The sequence below is a fragment of the Streptomyces sp. NBC_00386 genome (assembly GCF_036063235.1).
Lineage (GTDB): Bacteria > Actinomycetota > Actinomycetes > Streptomycetales > Streptomycetaceae > Streptomyces.
In genome coordinates this window covers 10,135,710-10,156,204 of the sequence record NZ_CP107950.1, presented here as the reverse complement: position 1 = coordinate 10,156,204, position 20,495 = coordinate 10,135,710, and the positions used below count along the sequence as shown (strand labels likewise).

General features: G+C 68.8%; 20 protein-coding genes and 2 pseudogenes. 11 read left to right on the top strand and 11 right to left on the bottom strand.

Features of this window, described 5'->3' with window-relative positions; genetic code table 11:
- Positions 1 to 787: 787 nt before the first annotated feature.
- Complete coding sequence (locus tag OG780_RS44325; RefSeq protein WP_328443377.1) at positions 788 to 1,399, top strand: response regulator transcription factor; 612 nt, start codon at positions 788 to 790, stop codon at positions 1,397 to 1,399.
- Here OG780_RS44325 and OG780_RS44320 read toward each other — a convergent pair.
- The 4 genes from OG780_RS44320 to lanKC form a co-directional block, all read right to left on the bottom strand.
- A complete protein-coding gene (locus OG780_RS44320) occupies positions 1,374 to 3,341 on the bottom strand; it encodes an ABC transporter ATP-binding protein (RefSeq protein WP_328443379.1) in 1,968 nt (655 codons plus the stop codon). The two genes, OG780_RS44325 and OG780_RS44320, sit on opposite strands and share 26 nt — an antisense overlap.
- A gap of 128 nt (positions 3,342 to 3,469) precedes the next feature.
- Positions 3,470 to 5,329, bottom strand: coding sequence for an ABC transporter ATP-binding protein (locus OG780_RS44315; protein ID WP_328443381.1), 1,860 nt, complete (start codon positions 5,327 to 5,329; stop codon positions 3,470 to 3,472).
- Between the two features lie 134 nt (positions 5,330 to 5,463).
- Positions 5,464 to 5,592, bottom strand: a complete 129-nt coding sequence (ramS, locus tag OG780_RS44310) for a mycelium formation morphogenetic lantipeptide SapB (RefSeq protein ID WP_058940762.1) — start codon at positions 5,590 to 5,592, stop codon at positions 5,464 to 5,466.
- 58 nt (positions 5,593 to 5,650) lie between these two features.
- On the bottom strand, positions 5,651 to 8,236 hold the full coding sequence (lanKC, locus tag OG780_RS44305) for a class III lanthionine synthetase LanKC (RefSeq protein WP_328443382.1): 2,586 nt from the start codon (positions 8,234 to 8,236) through the stop codon (positions 5,651 to 5,653).
- A gap of 692 nt (positions 8,237 to 8,928) precedes the next feature.
- Here lanKC and OG780_RS44300 point away from each other — a divergent pair.
- Positions 8,929 to 9,057, top strand: coding sequence for a TerD family protein (locus tag OG780_RS44300; RefSeq protein WP_328443383.1), 129 nt, complete (start codon positions 8,929 to 8,931; stop codon positions 9,055 to 9,057).
- Between the two features lie 79 nt (positions 9,058 to 9,136).
- On the opposite strand, the gene OG780_RS44295 is transcribed toward OG780_RS44300, so the two are convergent.
- The 3 genes from OG780_RS44295 to OG780_RS44285 are packed head-to-tail and all read right to left on the bottom strand — an operon-like array spanning position 9,137 to position 10,779.
- Positions 9,137 to 9,988: a helix-turn-helix domain-containing protein gene (locus OG780_RS44295; RefSeq protein ID WP_328443384.1), complete on the bottom strand. Its 852-nt coding sequence runs from the start codon at positions 9,986 to 9,988 to the stop codon at positions 9,137 to 9,139.
- 25 nt (positions 9,989 to 10,013) lie between these two features.
- On the bottom strand, positions 10,014 to 10,547 hold the full coding sequence (locus OG780_RS44290; RefSeq protein WP_328443385.1) for a DUF6879 family protein: 534 nt from the start codon (positions 10,545 to 10,547) through the stop codon (positions 10,014 to 10,016).
- Positions 10,522 to 10,779 carry a hypothetical protein gene (locus OG780_RS44285; RefSeq protein WP_328443387.1) on the bottom strand — a complete coding sequence of 86 codons (258 nt, stop codon included), beginning with the start codon at positions 10,777 to 10,779 and terminating at the stop codon, positions 10,522 to 10,524. Before OG780_RS44285 ends, OG780_RS44290 begins: the two co-directional genes overlap by 26 nt.
- 225 nt (positions 10,780 to 11,004) lie before the next feature.
- On the opposite strand from OG780_RS44285, the gene OG780_RS44280 reads away from it, so the two are divergent.
- Positions 11,005 to 11,202 carry a hypothetical protein gene (locus OG780_RS44280; protein WP_328443389.1) on the top strand — a complete coding sequence of 66 codons (198 nt, stop codon included), beginning with the start codon at positions 11,005 to 11,007 and terminating at the stop codon, positions 11,200 to 11,202.
- A gap of 182 nt (positions 11,203 to 11,384) precedes the next feature.
- On the opposite strand, the pseudogene OG780_RS44275 reads toward OG780_RS44280, so the two are convergent.
- Positions 11,385 to 11,657: pseudogene (locus OG780_RS44275) on the bottom strand (hypothetical protein); the annotation flags it as partial.
- Positions 11,658 to 11,813: 156 nt separating this feature from the next.
- On the opposite strand from OG780_RS44275, the gene OG780_RS44270 reads away from it, so the two are divergent.
- From OG780_RS44270 to OG780_RS44245, 6 genes and pseudogenes are all read left to right on the top strand, one after another.
- Positions 11,814 to 12,242, top strand: coding sequence for a hypothetical protein (locus OG780_RS44270; protein WP_328443391.1), 429 nt, complete (start codon positions 11,814 to 11,816; stop codon positions 12,240 to 12,242).
- Positions 12,243 to 12,250: 8 nt separating this feature from the next.
- A complete protein-coding gene (locus tag OG780_RS44265) occupies positions 12,251 to 12,652 on the top strand; it encodes an ATP-binding protein (protein WP_328443393.1) in 402 nt (133 codons plus the stop codon).
- On the top strand, positions 12,649 to 13,092 hold the full coding sequence (locus tag OG780_RS44260; protein ID WP_328443395.1) for a hypothetical protein: 444 nt from the start codon (positions 12,649 to 12,651) through the stop codon (positions 13,090 to 13,092). The genes OG780_RS44265 and OG780_RS44260 overlap by 4 nt, the downstream gene beginning before the upstream one ends.
- A 53-nt stretch (positions 13,093 to 13,145) precedes the next feature.
- Positions 13,146 to 14,267, top strand: a complete 1,122-nt coding sequence (locus tag OG780_RS44255; protein ID WP_328443397.1) for an adenosylhomocysteinase — start codon at positions 13,146 to 13,148, stop codon at positions 14,265 to 14,267.
- A 5-nt stretch (positions 14,268 to 14,272) separates the two neighbouring features.
- The gene (locus tag OG780_RS44250; protein WP_328443399.1) at positions 14,273 to 14,815 is read left to right on the top strand and encodes an NUDIX hydrolase; all 543 of its coding nucleotides are present in this window, start codon (positions 14,273 to 14,275) and stop codon (positions 14,813 to 14,815) included.
- A 123-nt stretch (positions 14,816 to 14,938) separates the two neighbouring features.
- Positions 14,939 to 15,438 (top strand): annotated as a pseudogene (locus tag OG780_RS44245) (NUDIX domain-containing protein).
- A gap of 349 nt (positions 15,439 to 15,787) precedes the next feature.
- Here the strand turns inward: OG780_RS44245 and OG780_RS44240 are convergent.
- Positions 15,788 to 16,390 carry a hypothetical protein gene (locus OG780_RS44240; protein ID WP_328443402.1) on the bottom strand — a complete coding sequence of 201 codons (603 nt, stop codon included), beginning with the start codon at positions 16,388 to 16,390 and terminating at the stop codon, positions 15,788 to 15,790.
- 904 nt (positions 16,391 to 17,294) lie between these two features.
- Complete coding sequence (locus tag OG780_RS44235; RefSeq protein WP_328443403.1) at positions 17,295 to 17,423, bottom strand: hypothetical protein; 129 nt, start codon at positions 17,421 to 17,423, stop codon at positions 17,295 to 17,297.
- On the opposite strand from OG780_RS44235, the gene OG780_RS44230 reads away from it, so the two are divergent.
- Positions 17,409 to 18,929 carry a TerD family protein gene (locus OG780_RS44230; protein WP_328443405.1) on the top strand — a complete coding sequence of 507 codons (1,521 nt, stop codon included), beginning with the start codon at positions 17,409 to 17,411 and terminating at the stop codon, positions 18,927 to 18,929. The genes OG780_RS44235 and OG780_RS44230 overlap by 15 nt on opposite strands.
- A 168-nt stretch (positions 18,930 to 19,097) precedes the next feature.
- On the top strand, positions 19,098 to 19,541 hold the full coding sequence (locus OG780_RS44225; RefSeq protein ID WP_328458770.1) for a hypothetical protein: 444 nt from the start codon (positions 19,098 to 19,100) through the stop codon (positions 19,539 to 19,541).
- Between the two features lie 346 nt (positions 19,542 to 19,887).
- On the opposite strand, the gene OG780_RS44220 is transcribed toward OG780_RS44225, so the two are convergent.
- Complete coding sequence (locus OG780_RS44220) at positions 19,888 to 20,484, bottom strand: hypothetical protein (protein ID WP_328443407.1); 597 nt, start codon at positions 20,482 to 20,484, stop codon at positions 19,888 to 19,890.
- Between the last annotated feature and the right edge of the window lie 11 nt (positions 20,485 to 20,495).

Here is a 20,495-nt window from a genome sequence, read left to right as displayed (position 1 = left end):
ACCGCACCGTCCTGCACATTCCAACTACATGTACTGCTACCTGGCAGTTCGTGTCTGCCGGGCCCTGCTGATCTCGACTACAAGAGAAACCATAGCCAGACGATCACCCAATGTCTACTCCAGCCAACACAGATTTTCGTGCCCCCTGCGAGGAACAAGTCGGTCCCGAACAGGAACGGTGAAGGACCCGCCGGAAGGGTTGGCGGGCTAGGTCCAGAGCACAAGCACGACGCCCGCACCGGGCAGTAGGCGCAAGGCGTGGGGGACCCTGAAGGGACACGATGAGTGGCTCCAAGGCGGGAAGCCGGCCGAGGTCGTGTCCGTCAGCTCCGAAGATCACTCGATGATCTTTGAAGACGGACCCTAGCTGCCTCATCGGTCGAAGCTTCGTCCGACTGCCTCCGCCCGGCAGAGCACGCGAACCTCGGCCGAGTGCCGAAGCCCTCATCCTCCGTCGGTCGGCGTGGACGCCGAACCTGCATGGATCACGCCTTTCTTGGCCGCCTGCCCTGGCGGACAACACGACCGTCACGGTCCGCCCGCGGCCGACGGACGGTCGCTGCCGCGGACAGCGCCGCCCCGTCATGAGGGCGTATGCGTCCGGACGCGATCGACGGGCGACTGTCCGGCTGATATCCGGAAGGATCAGGGCGCGCGACACGGCATGGAAGTGAGCCACCGTCGAAAACCATTCGGGGTTCCGTCCCGGCCTCTCGGGAAGCCGGAGGGACGACAAGACGGATGCCTGGTGTGTGCATGCCGGGTGAAGGATCGAGAGGCGCCAACCATGACCACGGTGCTCGTACTGCACAGCGTCAGCCTGATGCGCTCCGCGCTGACGGCACTCCTTCAGACTGAACCCACGTTCGACGTGGATGCGGCGGGCTGGATATCCGCCCGTGAGAACGCAAGCGCGCTGCACCCCGATGTGTGCCTGGTCGACCTCGACTGTCCCGGCGCGACCTCCTTATTAGAGGGCGGCGCCGGGAACACGGCCGAGCGGGTGCCGGTGCCGCGCGCCGGGCTCGTCGTCTTGGCGTCGGCTGGACGACCCGGAGCGCTGCGCAGAGCGTTCGATGCCCAAGCACTGGGATTCGTGGACAAACACAGCTCCGCACAACGGTTGATCAAGGGCATCACGGAAGTGGCCGCGGGTCAGCGGTTCGTGGACGCGTCACTGGCTTGTGGGTTCCTCGAGGCTTCCCAAATGCCGCTGACCAGACGGGAACTGAGCGTGCTGGCGCGGGCCGCCGAAGGTGAGACGGTGGCGGAGATCGCCCGTCGACTCCATCTGACCAGCGGAACGGTACGGAACTACATGGCCGCGGCGACCCGCAAGGTCGGCGCCCGCAACCGCATCGACGCCATCCGCATCACGCAGGGCGCCGGCTGGGTCTGACGTCGCGGTCGCAGGCCGGGCCGACCGCTGTGACCGCACCCTTCGACGCCGTGGGGTCCTCATCACGAAGCCTGGGCAGGGGTGCCCTCACACCGCGGCCCTCCGACTCCTCCGTGCGCGCGGCGCTCCGATGCGCTTGTCGATCACGCTCCTGCCCAGCGGATTCGGAGTCGTGGTACCAACGGCCAACCAGGTCGCGGTAGAGCTCCGACTCGGCCAGAAGGGCGTCGTGCGGTGCACAAAGGGCTCGGTCGCCGTCCAGGACCAGGACTCGGTCGGCCCGCAGAGCGGAGCTGATCCGGTGGGCGACGAGCACGAGAGTGCCGGGGCGCGCGGCGAGGACACGCTCGGTCCGCTCCTCGGTCTCCGGGTCGAGGTGACAGGTGGCCTCGTCCAGCAACAACAGAGGGGCCGGGGACACATAGGCGCGCCCGAGGGCCAGTTGCTGGCACTCCCCCAACGAGAGGCGACGCGGGTCGACCCTCCCGTGCAGGCCGCCGAGCCGCCGCATCAGGTCTTCCAAACGGAGGAGGCGCGTGGCACGTTCGAGGTCGGCACGGGAGGCGTCGGGCCGAAAGTACGCGAGGTTCTCACCAACCGTCCCGCTGAAAACATACGCCCGCTGCGGCAGGAGTGCTCGGCGCAGCTGCGGATGCGCCGGTCCGTCGGGACCTGCCGCGGCTCCCGCCACCCGCACCGAACCGGCATCCGGCGTGAGCATCCCGGCGAGCAGAGATGTGAGGGTGGACTTGCCGATGCCGCTCGGCCCTACGACCACGAGGTGCTCGCCGTCCTCAAGGGTCAGGTCCAGCTCCCGCAGCACAGGGCGAGCTCCAGTGCCGTACGCGAAGGTCACGCCTCGAAGCTCGGCCGCGGGTATCCGTCCGGAGCGGCCTGACCTCGCGGGCCGCGCAGGTCGGGGGTCATCGGCAGGTATCCGTCCGGACGTATGCGCAGGAGATTCGACCAGAGGCTGGGCAGTCGGGATTGCCGGGGCAGGGTAGTCGGGTTGGCCGGTGAACCGCTCCAGCACGACCAGGAGGCGGGTGCCGGCCGTTCCGGCGGCGGTCATCAGGGCGTGCAGAGCGGGCAGGAGTGCCTGGACCAGGTAGGTCAGCGCTCCCAGCAGGGCGCCCGCGGTCAGTCCGCCCTTGAGGAGAAGGGGGGTCGCGGCGAGAAGTGCCACCAGGGGAAGTCGGCCGGCGACGCCGAGCGCGAACGATCGTACGGCCGCCCAGCGGGCCAGCCTCCGCGACAGCCGTGCCTCGACTGCGATCAGTCTGCCGACCTCGGCAGCGATCCGGGTTCTGGCTCCGCACGCCGCCACGTCGCGCAGGCCGGCGGCCACCTGCCCGGACAGCGCGGACAATGCCTCGTCGGCGTCCAAATAGGCACGCTGTGCCGCCGCCATGGAAGGAAAGGTGGACAGGAAGAGGATGAGTCCGACCAGCAGCGGCGGCAGGACGACGATCAGCAGCGCCGGGTCGAGCGAGGCCATGCCGAGCAGCGCGCCTGCCGTGGTGAAGACGAACGAGCGGGCGGTCAGGACCAGGCCGGCGAAGCTGTCGCGGGCGATCTCGGTCTGATGCGTGAGTCGGGACACGGCCGCGGTCGGGTCGGCTCGTGCCGGCTCGGCGAGCGCGGCGCGGAGCGCCTGGTCCACCGCCCGGCGCATCAGACCGTCGCGGAACGGTTCGACCAGGTCGGCCAGTCCTCTGAAGACCTGGCGGACGGCAAAGCCGCCGAGCAACGTGGCGCCGGCCGCGACGCAGAGCCAGAGCAGGCCGGTGCTGGTACGGCCGGCGAGGAAGCCGTCATCGAGCGAGCGGGCGACGCCGTAGCCGCCGAGGAATGTCTGGCCGCTCTCCAGGAGGGACCATCCGGACAGTGCGATCAGGACAGGTCGGTGTCGGCGCAGGAACCGTCGACCGTCTGGCAACACCCCTCTCAGGGAGCCACGTTCATCGTTCCTGATCCATCTCGGGTCATCCGGGGCTCGCCGTGTCGAAGGTCCGGCCTTGTGCCAGGGCGAGGAGCCGTCGGTGGCTGCAGCGAGGCGGGCGTCGTTCATCAGGCCTTCTCCCCCGCTGCCTGGTGTCCGGAGATGGCACCGGGCGGCGAACCGATGTCGGGGGCCGTTCGAGAGTTGCTTGGACGGTCGGGTCCGGCGTCCGTGGCGGTGAAGACGGCGCGGTAGTCCGGCATCCGCCACAGCACGTCGTGCGGGCCCACCCCGCGGATGCGGCCCTTCTCCAGCCAGAGGACCAGATCGGCGCCGGCCGCGGTCGACAGTCGATGGGCGACCAGCAGTCGGGTGCCGGCACGGACGTCATGGGCGAGCGCGCGCTCCACCTCCCGCTGGGTGACGGTGTCCAGGCCGGACATCGCGTCGTCCAGCACGAGCAGTCGTCCGGCGTGCGCGAACGCCCGGGCCAGCCCCAGGCGCTGGCGCTCACCTCCGGACAACGGTGCGTACGTGAGCGGGGTGTCGTATCCCTGCGGAAGACGCGTCACGAAGGTGTCCGCTCCAGCTGCACGGGCGGCGGCGCGTACGGCCGCGGGGGGCGGTGCGACGGCGCCGAACGCGATGGCGTCGGCGACCGTGGTTCCGAAGAGGGCGGGCTGTGCGAAGGCGTGAACCACCTCCGTGCGCAGGTCCTCTTCGGTGAGCCGGTCAAGCGGGACGCCGTCCAGACGCACGCAGCCCTCCTCGGGGTCGGTCAGTCGGCCCGCCACCGCGGCGAGGGCGGACTTGCCCGAACCGGAGCGGCCCACGACGGCCACCGTGGTCCCGCCGGGCACGGTGACGGTGACGTCGTGGAGGACGTGGGCGCCATCGCGCACGACACCGACACCGCGCAGCTCCAACGTCCCCGGTCCGCCTGCCGGCAGAGCCGACGGACCGTGCGCGACCGGGGACAGGAGTGCCGGTTCGACCGTGCGTCGAGCGGCCGCCCTTCCCTTCACGAGGGAACCGACCACCCCGGCCACTGCCCCGGCGCCCGCTGCCAGCGCCGCGTACCGGGAGGCGGCGACCAGGTCACCGACGCTCAGGTGTCCGGCGGCGAGCCGCAGGCCTCCCACACCGAGAACGAGACAGACGAGCAGCGGCATCAGCACTGCGCTGTGCGCGACGGCACGCCCGTAGACCCGCCACATGGCACGGCCTTCGGTGCCGAGGCGTGGCAGGTCCGCGAGCACGCGGCGTCGTTCCCGGCGTGCGGTGCCTGCGGCGACGACGGTCTGGGCTCCGCCCAGCACCTCGGCGAGCCGATCGGCGATCTCCGCCTGGACCCGCTGATACCGGCCGACCGCCACGGACGAGGAGCGGGCGAACGTCCGAAGGAGCAGCACCAGCAAAGGGACCCCCAGCAGAAAGGCCGCGGCGGTCCACACGTCGATGACGGCCAGCGCGACAAGGGCACCGAGAGGCGGGAGCAGAGCCGCCAACACTCCCGCCGAAGCGGCCGGAACGGTGCCCGCCTCGGTGGCGTTGGCGGTGAGCCGGGTGGCCAGATCCCCGGGCGCGAAGGAGGCGGTGGCGCGGTCCGGCTCCGCGCGCAGGAGCCGGTCGAGTGTCCGGGTACGCAGCCAGGCGGTGGAGCGGGCGTTGACGGTTCCGACGAGCAGGGCGTCCACGGAGTCGAGCAAGATCTCCGCAACGACGAGCGCGGCGCACGCGAGGGTCCATGGGGTGGCGCCCGGCGACTGGGAGAGGAGCAGGTCCAGAGCGTGCCCGAGGACCGCGGGTTCAGCCAGCGAGACGAGCACGGAGGTGACGGAGCAGAAGAGGATCGCGAGGCTGTGTCCGCTGCTGTGCCGGAGTGCCTGGCGCAGTACGCCGTCACTGACGGCACGGACTTCCGAGTCTTCCTCAGCGTCGCTCCCGGCGACGGACAAAGCGACCGGGAGGCCCGGGCCGGATGTCATGGCGGAGGTCTCCTCCCCGGGAACGGCTGAAATGCGTGGTGTGGAGGGCCGGCGTCGCACTCCGGTCGATGAGCTGTCTTCGTCGGGCTAACACCTCGGCGTGAGCGTCGTCGGGCCGGTGACCGGCCGGTGTGTCAGTTGCAGGTCGTGACGGACAAGCTGCTGTCGCCGCAGAGCAACAGGCTCGCGCGGCTGCCGGTGGCGACGTCGCCGGTGGCCTCTTCCTTCGGGGTCTCCATCGACTGCAGGTCGAGAAGCGTCATCGTCTTTCCTTTCAATCGGGAACTGTGAGCGGTTCGTACGTCCTGCGGGTGGTGCACTTCACGATCCCTGTACGGGACCGGCTTGTGGGTTCCGCCGGGGCGGCGAGAGGAAGGGCAGATGCACGTCTCCGCCGGAGGCGGCGCTGCCGAGGGCGAGGAGGCAACCGGCGGTGCCGGTGGCGAGGTCCATGGACAGCCGCATCATCTGCTCGCCGGGGAAGGCCAGATGGCCTTTGTAGGGGACGGCGTGCCGGGTCAGGGCGTCGATCTGTCGGCGGACGTCCCCCGGCGCGGTGCCGGGGCCGGGCGCGGTGGTCCGGCTGAGGTGCAGCACCATGCCGGCGGCGCCACGGAACAGTCCAGGTTGGGCGTAGAAGGTGGCCTGTGCGGCCTGTACGATCTCGCGACGCGCTCCTTCGAGGTCCTCGTCAGCCCGGTGGGCGAGGTAGTCGTCGAGCACCATGCCGATGCCGACGCTGCCGGCGCCCAGGTACGGCATGGTCCGCCAGCCCTCGTCGACCTGGAGCGTTCCAGAGGCGCTGCGGACACACCGGGCGAGGTCTTGCCGGAGTGCGTCGCCTGCCCGGTCGAGCAGCGTGGTATCACCGGTGCGTTCGTAGAGTCGGACGAAGAGCAGGGCCGGTCCGGACGCCCCGTACAGGAGCCCGGCGCGGGTGATGCCCGGAACGGCCTCGGCGACCAGTTCGGCGCAGCGCCAAGCCGCGTCGTGCAGGGCCGGTGTTCCGGTCGTGGTCGCGAGGGAGTCCAGGGCGAGTCCGGCGCCGGCGAGGCCCCCGTGGAGATCGGGGGCGATGCCCTCCCAGGGCCGAGCTTGCGCCGACTCGACGAGTTCCAGGGCCCGTTCGGGGTGGCCGAGGCGGTCCAGTGTCCAGGCGATGCCGGTCAGTCCGTCGTAGAAACCGATCGGTGTGCCGGACTCCGGTACCTTGGTGTGGCGCAGAAGCCACTCCTCCGCCTCGGTGTGGGGGTCCGAGCCGGTCTCGGCGAGGGCGTACAGGACACCGGCAGTGCCGTACCCGAAGGTCGCTCCGCCGCCGGTGGTGGCGAACTGGGCGATGTCGCCGGGGAAGAATCGGTCGTCGCGCTCGGGGGTGGCGGAGGCCAGTACGGCGCGGACCATCGAGTTGCGGCTGCGTGGCCAGTCGCCTGGCTCGACGGGCAGGTAGGGTCCGGCAGCGGGTCGCTTGGTGCCGCGGGTGATCTCCTCGACCGCCTCGTCCAGGAAGCTTCTGTCGACGGGGAACTGCTCGGCGGCGATGTCCGCCAGGTGTCGGGCTTTGGCCCTGTCGAGGGGAAGCAGACTGGTGAGCGGCAGGAACAGGGCGAGCTGCAGGCAGGCCAGGGCGTACCGGTCCACGTCGTGTCCTCGCCGGTCGGCGGGGGCGACGAAGCCGGGGTTGGCAACGGTCTGGCGTCGGCCCTCGTCGATGTGGGCTGCGGCCTCGAAGTCGATGAGTGTCACGGACTGTTCGTCCTCGGAGACCATGATGTTGAAGAGATGAAGGTCGTTGAAAACGACTCCGCGAGCGTGCACCGCGTGCACCGCGTCCTCGACCAGCCGGTGGATACGCAGGGCCCAGGCGGTGTATTCGGCGAGCGCCTCGGGGCCGGGGCCGGACTCGATGAGGGGGTGACGGCGCGCGAAGAAGGTGTTGAGCGGTTTGCCCTCCACGAACTCCATCGCCAGGAACTGGTGGTCTCCGACGGAGAACGTCCCCCGTACCTCCGGGGTGCAGCCGAGTCCGGAGAGCCGCTCCAGGGCTTCTTGTTCGCGGCGCAGTCGGGCAACTGCGTCGGCGCCGTCGGCGGCCAGTCCTGCGTGCGGCCGGGCCTCTTTCAGGACGACCTTCTCACCGGTGGCACGGTCGCGGCCGACGTAGACCCCGCCTCCGTTGGAGAAGTGCAGGGCGCTCTCGATGGCGTAGGGAAGTTCGCCGACGGTGAGCGCGGCCCGGGCTTCGATGTGCGGCACGAGGAAGGCCGGCGGCTCGATCCAGTCGGGTATCCGGAAGGCGGGCCCGCGCAGATCGGGGACGAGGCGTCCGTCGGGGCGCCGAACCGCGGGCCGTAGTTCCCCCTCCTCGTCGTAACAATGGCGGCGGGTGAAGCTGCCGTAGCGGAGGTGAACCGGTCCGGATCCCCAGCGTAGGTCGCTGAGAATGTAGGGCGCAGGCTCGCCGTCGAGGAGAACGGCGAGGTCTTCGGCGACGCGGTGGCACCGCCCGTCGTCGGACGGGTACACAGTGATGAATTTGCCGCTCGCAGCCCGATCCGCGTACTTGGCGTTGCGATGGTGCAGCAGATAGCGGCTGGGCACGAACTTGTAGGCGAGACGCTGCTCTTGGCAGTAGGTGGAGACCCGCGCGAGTACGGACTCGGCGTTGCCGAGGCACGCGGACACATGGATCTTCCATCCCTGCTCGGGGAGTTGGCAGTCTGCCGGCCGCAAGGCCAGCCAGTCGCCGACGCGGTGACGCTGCCAGCCCTCAGGGACCGGTGCGAGGGCCACGGCGTACTGCTCTCCCCTGCGGTCGGCTCCGCCGGTCGGACCGGTGTTCAACCGGTGCGGAGCGTCATAGAAGTGCGGGTCCGCGTCACAGAAGGCGGCGTAGCCCTTGATCACGTCCACTCCCTCGGTCCGCGGTACCGGCTCCGTGTCGGCCTGACAGGAAGAACGGTGTCATCCGGCGAAGGGGCGCCAATAGTCACACACGTCAGCAACTGACCGTGCGAAACGCATGGGTAACCCCGGCCTTGGGGAAGGGTTGCCTGCACTATCCAAGCCCAGGCCGAGGCCGCCCTGCTGGACGCGCTCACCGATCCGGCGCAACTTCGCGCCGCCACCGACAACGGCCTGTTGCACGGCTTCGCCGGGCTCGTCCACATCACCGCGCGCGCCGCCGCCCCGGCCTCCGCCGGACAGCTCCGCGCCCTTCTCACCGTGCTGGTCCGCCCGGCGTCGCCCCTGACGACGCCGCCGCCCGGCTCTTGGAGGACGCGGCGGGCGCCGGACTCCTCGACGGAGCCGCCGGAACCGCGCTGGGACTGCTCACCGGGACAGCGCGGAGCCACCCCGCACCGCCTGGGACGCCTGCCTGCTCACCGCCTGAACCCGACCCAAGGACTTCCTGATGCACCCCGACCACTGGCAGCAGCACAACATCACCTTCCGTGACCGGGACACCGGGCGGCATGCCGTCACCGAACGCCTCGCCCCCGTACTTCTGGCCGCCGAGGTTGTCTCGATGCCGATCTTCCGGGGGTTCAGGAAATCTGAAGACCTTCAGCCCACCCGCAGACCCGGAGATCCGCGCCATGGTCATCGCCGAGCTGTACCGGCACAACGTCAACGGCGAGCCCGTGTGGAAACTCCGCACCATCGGTCAGGGATGGGCAGAGGGACTCGACGGACTCGCCCGAGCCGACGGCGTAAACGTCGAATAGAGGACGTCTGAAAAGCCTGTCAGCGGGCACGTTGGCCCGTCTCTCCACGCGGAGGGGTAAACACATCGGCATGTCCGGGTCAGCGCAGAGCTTCGATGGCTTTCACGACCAGGGCGCGCGCTTCGGCCCCGTAAACGGCCATGCTGCGCAGCTCTTCGAACGCGGCCAGGTACAAGGCGATCTCACCGGGTTGCGTGATGTTGACCTGCGCGGACAGCAACTCGACGGAGACGAGAGTGTCGTCGTAGACGTGGAACAGCTCCTGCGGCCACAGGATCCGCTGCGGGGTGGCGTCGGGGATGATGCCGAGCGACACCGATGGGAGCGCACCAGCCGTGAGCAGGTAGCCGAGCTGGGCCGCCATCGTGTCCTGATCCCCGAGCTGGTAGCGCAGTACGCCCTCTTCGATGACGAGGACGAACCGGTGCCCTGGCTCGTGGATGACCTTTGACCGCTCGACGCGTGCGGCTGCGGCGCTCTCGGCGTCGTCTGGGATGTCGAGCAGGCGGGCGTTGCTGCTGAGCACGACGCGGCTGTAGCCCTCCGTCTGAAGGAGTCCCGGCACGAGGGTCGGCGAGTAGATCCTGAACAGTGCGGTGGAGCGGAACAGTTGCATGTAGCTGTCCTGGAGCTGCCGCAGGCCCATGCGGGTGCGCCGTCGCCATTCGGTGTACAGGGACTCTGCGTTGAGGGACGCGGCCACCAGGTCGTCGGCGCGTGTCTCGGCTCGGCAGGTCGCGCACCAGCGGCGGATGTCGGTCGGTGACGGCGGGGTCTTGGCATTCTCGATGCGCGACGTTTTGGCATGGTGCCAGCCGCACAGGCTGGCCAGCTCTGCGACCGTCAGGTCGGCGTCCTTGCGGATGGCGCGCAGCTGGGCGGCTACGCTTTCGCGCGCGGCCTGGGCCGAGGACGACGGTGAGAGGGGCATGAGCCGGCCTGTCTGTTGCTTGCTGTCAGTGGATCTCGTACTGGTCGTGCGGGGTGGCGCGTTCCCATACGGCATCGAAGGCGTCGGTGCACTGCTTGACGATGCCGGGCTCGGTGCGGAGTTCGAGCGGGGGATCAGCCCAGTCGCCGTCGCCGGTGAAGTGGTTGAACAGCACGCGGGCTCCGTCGAAGATCCACAGGTCGCAGCCTGGCAGCAGCAGGTCGACGGCCTGGCGGCGGGGCAGCCAGCGGACCTGTTCGCCCGCGTGCGCGTTGACGCCGGCGCCTGCGTGCTCGTACCGGATGTAGTCGGTGACCGGTTCGGAGACGACACGGGCGCGCCGGACGGTGACGCCGCGGGCGGTGGCTTGCTGGATCAGGTCAACCCACGGCGCCCAGTAGGCGGAGCCGGGGTCGGCGTCGCGCCGGCCTGTCTCCTTCCACTGCTGGTAGTCGTCCGCCTCGTCGCCGACACCGTAGGAGTCGCGCATCTCCAGGTGCACGGCGGAGTGTTGGGCGGCTTCGAGGAGATCGTTAAAGCGCAGCTCGTTCTGCGGCATCGCAGGCCTCCCTCAGCAGCGGGACGAGGTGGACGGGGATTCGGATGACGGTCTCATGGTCGGGGATGCCCTTGTCGTGTCCGGGCGCGGTGTTCTCCTGGCACAGGTCTCGGGTCTTGGCATCCGCGGTGTAGCTCTGGAGCACGACGTCGGCGGTCTCGGTGTCGACCCACGCGGTGGGCGACCCGCTCTGTCCCGTCTCCGGGTCGATGCCGATGAACAGTAAGGCCATTGCTTTCCTCCCCTGATGGTGCGTGCACTGATGTGCACCAACGTCACCCGTGCGAGCCGCTGGGTCAAGGCCGCAAACCAGCCTTATCCCCTGGCTGATCATTCAGGCGCACAACGGTGCACAAGCCTGGCAGCGGTACACATCACGTCTCTAGCGTCAGGAGGCACAACAACGCCCAGCGACCGCGCGAACGGTCCCGGGGACGGCCGACTGGTTGGAGTCGACATGCCGCAGCCTACGCACACCGCGAGCACCACCGACAGTCCGCAGCATCACCGCTGGTGCCATTGGCACAAAGGCCCGTCGGAGACCGCGATCCTGGTGGACGCGATCGAGCGCAACAGCGCCCCGCCCATCGCCCTGTACGCGTGCGCGCCCTGCCGGGAACAGCGTGGTCTGGTTCCGTTCACCGACCGGCCATGATCTGGACGCCGAAGCCGCCACCCGCGCGCGGATTGAACGCGGCTCAGTACTCGGGACACGCCTGCTGCTGGTGCAACACCCGGCTCACGCGCGGCGCCCGGTCAGCCGGTCGCGCCGCCGGGATGAGTGGCGCCCACGACCTGAGCATCGAGGTGTACGAGTGCGGGCCCGACTGCCCGGGACGCTCGGGGCCCGGAGGTGGTGACGCGGCGCCGGGCGATGGACGCGGCGCTGGTCATCTCGGACAGGAGCGTCTCGAAGCGCAGGTGGACGGCGGCGTCCGCGCGGCCGAGCGCGGTGTCGGGTCTGGGCTCGGTGTCGGCGAGCTTGGACTCCCACTTGGAGACGGTCGCGACCGCCAGGCCGAGGTCCTGGGCGAAGGCCCGCACGCTCAGTCGCAGGACAAACCGCAGGGCCTTGGCCTCCAGGCCGGTCCAGTGGTGCACGGTCGCCACGCGTCTCTCCCTTCCACCGGTCATCGAAGCACGGTCCGTGCAGTCGGCGGGACGGAAGTGGAACGGAAGTAGAACAGGCGGTGATTGGGCGGGAGTTGGGCAGCGGCCACGCTCAAGGGGTCATCACTTGTCGAGCCTTTTTGGACGGTCTTGAGCATGGAACCCCTCACGGAGCATCGCCCGGTCAGCGGCCCGGTTGTTTACGGATTCCTGCGGCTGGTGAAGGTGCCTACGGCCCGGCAGGCGGCACTGACCGTCTCGCTCGCCGAGTACTGCCGCAGCCACGAACTGCAGCTGTCCGGCGTCTTCACCGACCGTGACGTGAGTCCCGGACCCGACTCCGCGGCGTTCACCGGGCTGCTGAACGTGCTGGCCCTGCCGAACATCTATGGCGTGATCGCCCCGGCCATGTCGCATATAGGGCCGAAGGCCATAGCCGCTGAGCGCGGGCGCCGGATCGAGGCGGCCGGCTCCCGGCTGCTGCTGGTCCGCCGACCCCGCACCGCACACCCGCCCATCTCCCACAGCGGCCCCGTCCGCCGCCGCAGCCCGGGAACCACCCGCGTCCTGGACGCCGAATCATGAGGGCGACGATGACCGAAACGATCCAGCGGTTCTTCGACGCCCGGCTCGAATCCATCGGCCAGGCACGGAAGTTCACCACGGACGCCCTGGCCGCGTGGGGCTTTCAGGCCCGCGCCGAGGACATCCGGCTCTGTGTCTCCGAGCTCGCCACCAATGCCCTGGTCCACGGCACCGTCGCCGACCACGGCTTCCTGGTCAAGCTGGATGCCAATAAAGAAGTCGTACGCCTGGAAGTGCACGACAGCCGCCGCCGGCAACCCGAGGCCCGCCAGGCCGCCGACACGGACATCTCCGGACGCGGCCTGACGCTGGTGAGCGTGCTCGCCGACGGCTGGGGAGTTCAGGACCGCACCCCGTTCGGAAAGATCGTCTGGTCCTGCTTCAAGGTCACGGGAGGGACGGCGTCATGACCGTCATCCTCACCCCACCGGCGCCGGAACTGCGACTGCTGGCCTCGCTCGCGTCCTGGACCTGGCCGGGCACCGGCCCGAACGGCCGCGAGGTCGCGCACATCCTGATCACCCACGCCCAGGCCCTGACCGGCGACACCGTCGAGGCCCGCCTGAGGCGGCTGTCGGACAGCCTCGGTTCCCTGGCCGGCCCCCGGGAGGTCGTCCCGGAGCTCAACCGGTGTCTGCAGATCGTCGACGACCAGGTGCTGGTGCACTTCCCCGGCGCCTCCCGCAAGCGGCGGCTGCCCACCCAGAGGTCCTGGACCAAGCTGGTCGCCCGCAACCTGCTCGGCCTGGACCCGCTGCCGCAGACCGCCGACACCGCCCGCGTCGACGCCTACCTGAACGCCGCGCTCGCAGCCGAGCGACTGCTGTTCGGACGCGCCCGCACCCGCTGACCCCTGGGAACTTCCCGCACGGCCCCGGACGGAACGGATGAGAGGGAACTGCCATGGAAACCTTCGAACGCGCCCGGCTGGAAGCCTACTTCGCCCGGATCGCCACCCAGTTCACCCCGGATGAGCAGACCGCCTCGTTCCTGATCACGCACCTGCTGCCGGAGCGACCCGCGTTCGTCCAGGCCGTCGCCGCGATGACCCGTCTCACTGCGGTGCTGCCCAAGCCGAAGTCCATCCACCCGGACGCGAAGCGCGAGGTCGAGCAGACCGTCCCCGTCGACACCCTTACCCGCGACCTGTTCACCGAGGCCGACGACGCCCTGGACTACCTCGAATCCCGGGCCGCAGGCGAGACGATCTGTCTCCTTGACGTCGGCGGCTACTTCGCCCACACCCTCGCCGAGGTCCACAGCCGGTTCACCGGACGGATCGCCGGGGTGATCGAGGACACCGAGAACGGGCACCGCCGTTACGAAGACCTCGACAAACTGCCCTGCCCCGTCATCTCCGTCGCCCGGTCCCCGCTGAAAGACCCCGAGGACTTCCTCGTCGGCCAGTCCGTGGTCTTCTCCACCGAGGCTGTCATGCGCGGCCGCGGCGACATCCTCCACGGCCGCCCCGCCCTCGTGATCGGCTTCGGCAAGCTCGGCTCCTCCATCGCCCGCCTCCTGCAGGCCAAGGGAGTCCAGGTAACCGTCTTCGACCTCGACCCCGTCCGCCGCACCCAGGCCCTGTCCCAGGGCTTCACCGTCGCCCGTGACCGCGAGACCGCCCTGACCGGCGCCGGGCTGGTGCTCTGTGCGACCGGCGCGATATCCCTGCGCGGCGAGGACTTCTCCCACCTGCGCAACGGCGCCTACGTCGCCACCGTCACCTCCAGCGAGGACGAACTCGACCTCGCCGGACTCCCGGACGTCTACACCCGCACCGTCGTCGGCGACCACGTCACCCGCTACCGGACGACCGGCCACTACTTCTATCTGGTGAACGGCGGCAACGCCGTCAACTTCATCCACGGCGCCAGCGTTGGGCCGTTCATCTTCCTGGTCCAGGCCGAGATCCTCGCCGCGATCAGGATGCTCACCCGCGGCGACCTCGCCCCCGGCATCCATGAGGTCCCCGTACCCAACCGCGAAGCCATCGCGACAACCTGGCTCTCCTACTTCAACAGGTGATCACCATGCCCATCACGGCAGGCCACATCCGCACCACCATCGCCGCCTACCTCGACCAGTACCCCGAGGACAAGCGCGAACTCGGCGTCGTCCTCGGCCTGATCGACGACGGCGACGACCTCACCGGCCGCAAAACCCTGCCCGGCCACGTCACCGCCGGCGCGATCCTCGTCGGCCACGACGGCCGCGTCCTACACATTCTCCACAACGTGACCCAGAAGTGGCTCTTGCCTGGGGGACACCTGGAGCCCTCAGACAACACGCTCCTGCAGGCCGCCAGCCGCGAACTCGCCGAGGAGACCGGTATCCCACTCCACGTCGTCACCCCGCACGGCGAGACCCCGCTGCACATCGACATCCACCCCATCGACGCCAACCCTGCCAAGGGCGAACCGGCCCACCAGCACTTCGACTTCCGCTTCCTGTTCCGCACCATCGCCGACATCGGCGAACTGCAGACCGAAGAGGTCTCCGACGCTGCCTGGCGAACGGTCGGCGCTCTTCACGATGAGAAGTTGAGGCAGCGCGTCGCTCAAGCACTGAGCTGACGGCAAGACCGGCCGCCCCCAGCTCCTCCCTCCCGACGCGCGTGGGGCGGCCCCTCAGGCCATCCGGAGTAACCTTCGTCACCTGACACGGTGACCTCTGCCATGGAAAGCGACACGATGGACGTGGCTCAGCCGCAGACCGACGACCAGCCAAAGCCCTGCCGCCTGCCCTCGCATCCATGACTCTGCTGGTCACCGCCGTCATCGTCCACGACAAGGCCGCCAACCGGATCGTCCTCCTCCAGCGCAGCCAGAACGCCAAGTTCGCCCAGGGCATGTGGGACCTGCCGGTCGGCAAAAGCGAGCCCGGCGAGCCCATCACCGACACCGCCGTACGCGAGCTGTACGAGGAGACCGGCCTGACCGTGAAGCCGGAGTCACTCAAGGTCGCCCACATCATCCACGGCGCCTGGGGCGTGGAGGCCCCCAACGGCTTCCTCACCGTCGTCTTCACCGCCGACAAGTGGACCGGCGAACCCGAAAACCGCGAACCGCGCAAGCACGCCCAGGTCCGCTGGGTCGATGCCGACGCCATCCCCACGGAGTTCGTGGACACCACCGCCAGTGCCCTCCACCGATACCTGGCAGGTGGTCCGGAAGTCTCCCTCGACGGCTGGCGATAGGAACGCCGACACCCCCTCATGAACCGACTGTCGCCGACGGTCCATCGGAAAGTACACCGAGACTGCCAAGGCTCCGAAGCGTTCCCGAAGCCATCTGGATGCCAGCTGGCGGTCTGCTGATCATGGATCATGTCTGACTTGAACCGGCATGGCGAGGACACGACCTGGACGGCCCGCCGGGCAAGCTGCCGGAGCTCGGAGCGCGCCACCAGCACCCCCGAGGGCAGGGTCTCTCGTTAGGGGTGCCACCACGCCGCGACCGTGACGGTCCGAACCGCTCCGCGGCGGCACCGGGCGGGCGAAGCTCCTTCGCGCAACGGGGGCAGTCCTAGCGGAGTTCCGTGGTCGTTCACGCCGGTTCGCAGCCAGACAGTTTCCGGACTGCAGGTTCTCCCAGGTCCACCATGGGGACGCCCTTGAGGCGTGTCACCTTCATCTGTTTTTGGACCGACAGCCCCCCATCAACGCGCTGCCATCTGATGCCGGCCCGGTCGGTGAACGAGAGCTTCTCAACGAACAGGGCAGTGGCCGGCGTGGAGTTGTAGTCGGGCAACGGGTCGCCGTTCAGCGCATGGAACTTGGCTTCGTCGTAGACGAGTTCTGTGCAGGGGCCGAGGTCTCCGTCCATCGTGACAGCCCACATGACCGGGGAAGTAACCTTGTCCACCACCACGAGCCGCGTTTCGAATATCACCGAGTACACAGGGTCCCGAGACCGGTTCATGATGTGCAGGCGCCGTTTCCCATGGGCCTCACCTTGTTCCGTCCAAGATGACACAAGCCGTGCCTGTTCCTGAACTTCATGCTCCGCGTCGTCGCGTGACTGGCTGAGCTGGTCCTTCGCCGTCTCCTGACTCCAGTACGTAGCAACGGCCTGAGCCCACAGCCCTCCGATCGCCGCAACCGCCGCAAGCGCTGTGCCACCCACTGTGACCACGTGCGCCCACTTCACCCGACGTAGGCGATTCCCGAGTCTCCGCAACCGGGATGCTTCCGGAGCAGGATCGGGCTCAGGATCAGGCGCACAGGGCGCTGGAACTCGCGCCCGGATCCCGTGGATCGCGGCTCGCCGGCGTGCCAGGCGTATCCGCTCTCTCCGCTGCGCCTGATCGCTCACCGACCCCCCTCGTTCAACGCCGTACACGCTCGCACAACTCACCATGGCAGGTCGCACACTTACTGATCTTCTCTCCCGTAAAGTCGCCGCTCGGAAACGAATACCCTGGCGACGACTTCGGCCGTCCCGCGCCCCGAGATGCCTCGGTGAGGCCTTCGTTTGGGCCCTCTCGCTTGGCCACCCTGGACAGTCCGTCCCGCTCCTGCAATGGGTCGGCTGTCGGCGACCCTCCCCCTGCGGGTTCGTCAGCAGGTCAGGTGCCGAATGGTCGGGGAGATCCACTGAGCCCGCGCGAGGTCACGCCTGAGCAAGGGGTGGTCGGCTTTGACCCGCGCCATCGGCCGAGGCGAGGGCATTCGCGCTTCTCGTGGCAGGTCTGCGCAACGCGGCTTCGGCTGCTCGGGGAACGCCCGGAATGTCCTCCTGGACGACGGGCAGCAGCACCGGCAGGGGCCGCGATGAGAGGGATGGCCACTCGCTGCCCGGGCCGGTGCCACACTGTGTCCCCAAGCGAGAGGGGTGGGCCGTGGGATTCGGGTTTCGTGTTGGTGTTCCGGGCATGAGCGTGCGTGTCTCGACACGTGGGGTAAGGACCTCCGTCGGGCCGCGGGCGGCGAGGATCAGTGTGGGCAGCGGCGGTGCCCGGATGTCGACGGGACTCGGCCCCTTCTACGCCTCGAGTTCCCTCCGAGGCAGCCGGCGGACCACGACCAGCACCCGCCGGACCACGCAGTCCCGGTCAGTCGCCCCTTCCGCCGCGCAGCTGGAGCGCGCTCGCCGGCAGGCAGAGAGGGCGCAGCAGGAGGCTGATCGGGATGCGGCCATCGCGCAGTTGCGGGAGTTGAGGCGGCAGATGACCGGCGTCCATCTGCAGTCCTTTCCCCGCGCGCATCCGCCGGTGATCGGGGATGCTCCGCAGCTGGGTCTGCCCTGGGCGCTGGCCGAGGCGCAGGCGTTTCACTTGCAGGGTGTGGGGTGGTTGGCCCGTGCGGAGCGGGCCAGCGCCAAACAGCGGGCGGAGCTCGATGCTCCCGCGTATCTGGCGGCCGAGTCGGCACGCCTGAGCATGGTGCGTGAACAGTTGACAGGTGACGCCGGGCACTGGTGGCAGGCGCTGCTCGCCAACGACGAGGACACCGTTTGCGAAGCGGTGAATGCCGCGTTCTCGGACAACCCTGCGGCCGGTTGTGCGCTCGGAGTGGACGGTTCGGTCCTGTCCGTTCTGATGCGTCACCAGGACTTGGACTCGATGCCGACGCAGACCCCCGGGCTCACCTCGAGTGGTCGCCCGACTCTGAAGAATTTGACGAAACGCGACCGGCTTCTGTGGTGGTTGACCGCCCTGGGTTCCAACGTGGTCGCCACCCTCAAGGAGGGCTTCGCCACCGCACCTGGTATCACCGCCATCGACCTGGCCGTGTTGACCCGCCTGCCCGACACCCAGCGGCTCGGATTCGTCGCCTACGGCCGGTGGACCCGCGAGGCGATCGAGACCACCCCATGGCGCGAGCCCGAGGACGCGCTGCGTTTCCTGGACATCGGACAGGACGTCGCCTGCTCGGTCACCACCACCGCCTCCGGCAACCTCTCCAGCACGTTCAAGCCACTGGACACCGCCCGCGTCCCGGGCCTGCAAGAACTCCTGGACCACGCGCACGACGAACCGGAGTCCGGCGAGCCCTCCCTCGCCGGCCTCGACAGCACTCTGAGCGGCAACACCCCACCCGACGACCGGGCAGTGACCGCCGACCCGTACCGGATCAGGCCGTTTGCCGAATGGAAGCACAGCCACCTGGCCGAGCCGCCGCCCGCTCCCCCGCTGCCGCCCGCCGCGGTGTCTCCCCTCGTGGCCGGGCAGACGCTCGCTCTGCCCGAAGAAGCCTGGCAGGGGCTGAACATCACCTTCACCTTCGCCGGTGCGGACGCGGACCTCACCCTCTTCCTCACCGGCACCGACGGCAGGGTGGCCGGTGACGAGGACTTCGTCTTCTACAACCAGCCCTCCACCGCCGACGGCGCCGCACGACTCCTGGGCAAGCACGTGCAAGGCACGCACAGCGTCGAACGCGCCGTCGTCCATCTGTCCGCCCTGCCCGACCGGGTGCGGCGTGTCGCCGTCGCCATCAACATGGACGTCGACACCGGCCTGACCTGCGGATCACTCACCCACGCGGCCCTGTCCATGGAATGCGTGAACGGCACCGGATGGAGCTTCAGCCCACCTGCGGACCCGGACATCCGGGCCATGGTCATCGCCGAGCTGTACCGGCACAACATCAACGGCGAGCTCGTGTGGAAACTCCGCGCCATTGGCCAGGGCTGGGCAGAGGGACTCGACGGACTCGCCCGAGCCCACGGCGTCAACGTCGAATAGCGGCTGTGGCGGGCAAGCTACCGCGTGCGGTGCCCCGCCCGGCCCGTCTCGGATGCGCTCCTGGCAAGCTCAGCAGTCACGGCCGCTGGCAGGGGCGGCATCGCAGTGAATCCCGGTAGCAGTCCGCTCTACACGTCTTCGGCGCCAGATCCGGGGGAATGGTGTTCAGTGCTTGACGCGGTTGCGAACAGCCAGGACGGCAAGACCCAAAAGGACGGGCTCGGTCACCCGGGATCCCATCTCGATGTAGGTGCCGGCAGTTGTCAGATCCTGCTCGGCCGAGCAGAACACGACCGAGTTCAACGTGATGTTCAGCGCCTTCTCGAAACGGCCCCCGGTGAACAGGCATTCCGACAGATCGACGTCTGCCAGAACCAGGTGAGCGGCATCGACACCGCGCAACAAGGCTATGCGCACGGTGGCGTCCGTCGGGGTGCCAAAGGCGTCCTCCGCGACCTGGTTTCCGTTGACGAGTACGAACGCGGCGATCTCGAAGCGGGCGTGCCCGGTAACAAGATCTCGGAGTGCGGTGAGAAGCGCCTGGAGCAGGGTTCGGTGAAGGAAGTGCCGCGGTGGTCCACGTCGACGCCGGGGGCCAAGCCGCTGAAGTAGATGTCGCGGTCGGTGCTGGCCAAGTGGGCCAGACATACGGTGTGACCGGGAAGTTGAACGCCGCGGCAGCCAACCGAATCCTGTGGGGTCGCGCCGTTGCCACAGTGCGGCCAGGCCAGCAGAGACCGAGACGGTTCAGTCATCGGCAGGAACATACCCGAAAGACGACCGTGTACCTCCCGCCGGTTGCCTTTCTCCAGCAATACATCTGATCCACGGACGGCCGTGCCCTCTCTCCAGCGCGCCACCAGGTGCAGGACCCGATCACCGGCGGGTAGGCCAGCACGTGCGCCGGCTCCATCCGCCGTGGACCGGCGAAGCCTGCAGGGACGACGGGCGTTACGTCTCAGGGATGTCCGACGCGTCCCAGCCAGCCAGAGGTGAACTCTTCGGCGGTGTAGTCCTTGCCACGGTCGGAAGCCATGAGGGCATCTGCGAATGCGGCCGCGCGCTCGGGGAGGAGGGTACGAGCACGAACCATGCGGGACAAGAGCTTGTGGACGCTGAACGGATTGCAACCGTGGTGGCGGGATTCGACGCGGGCGTTGTAGTCCTCAGAGAGCAGGTACGGGGTTGTCTGCTGCAGCCTGTCCGCCATACACATGATCACCGACTCGGCCCAGTGCTCGAAGGGATGCTGCAAGGCGCGGCCGCTGCGTAGCACGTCCTGGATTTCCAGTACGCGCAAGGAGTCGACCTTGTCGCTGGTGTCCACAGGTGTGCCGAGCCAGTCGAGCTGGCCCAGTGCAGCACCCGCCAGGCTCTTGATGTTCGGTCGTCCTTCGTCGGCCAGACGTTCCAACTCGTCGCACACCACGTCCAAGAGCACGCGATGCTGAGTTTGGATTTCGTCCTGAACTGCCTTGCGCAGGCCGTCGTCCGCTGCCAGGGAGATCAGCGAGGAGGTGTCGACGAACCAGACGGCAGGCTTTTCCTTTCCCACCTCGGCCGCGC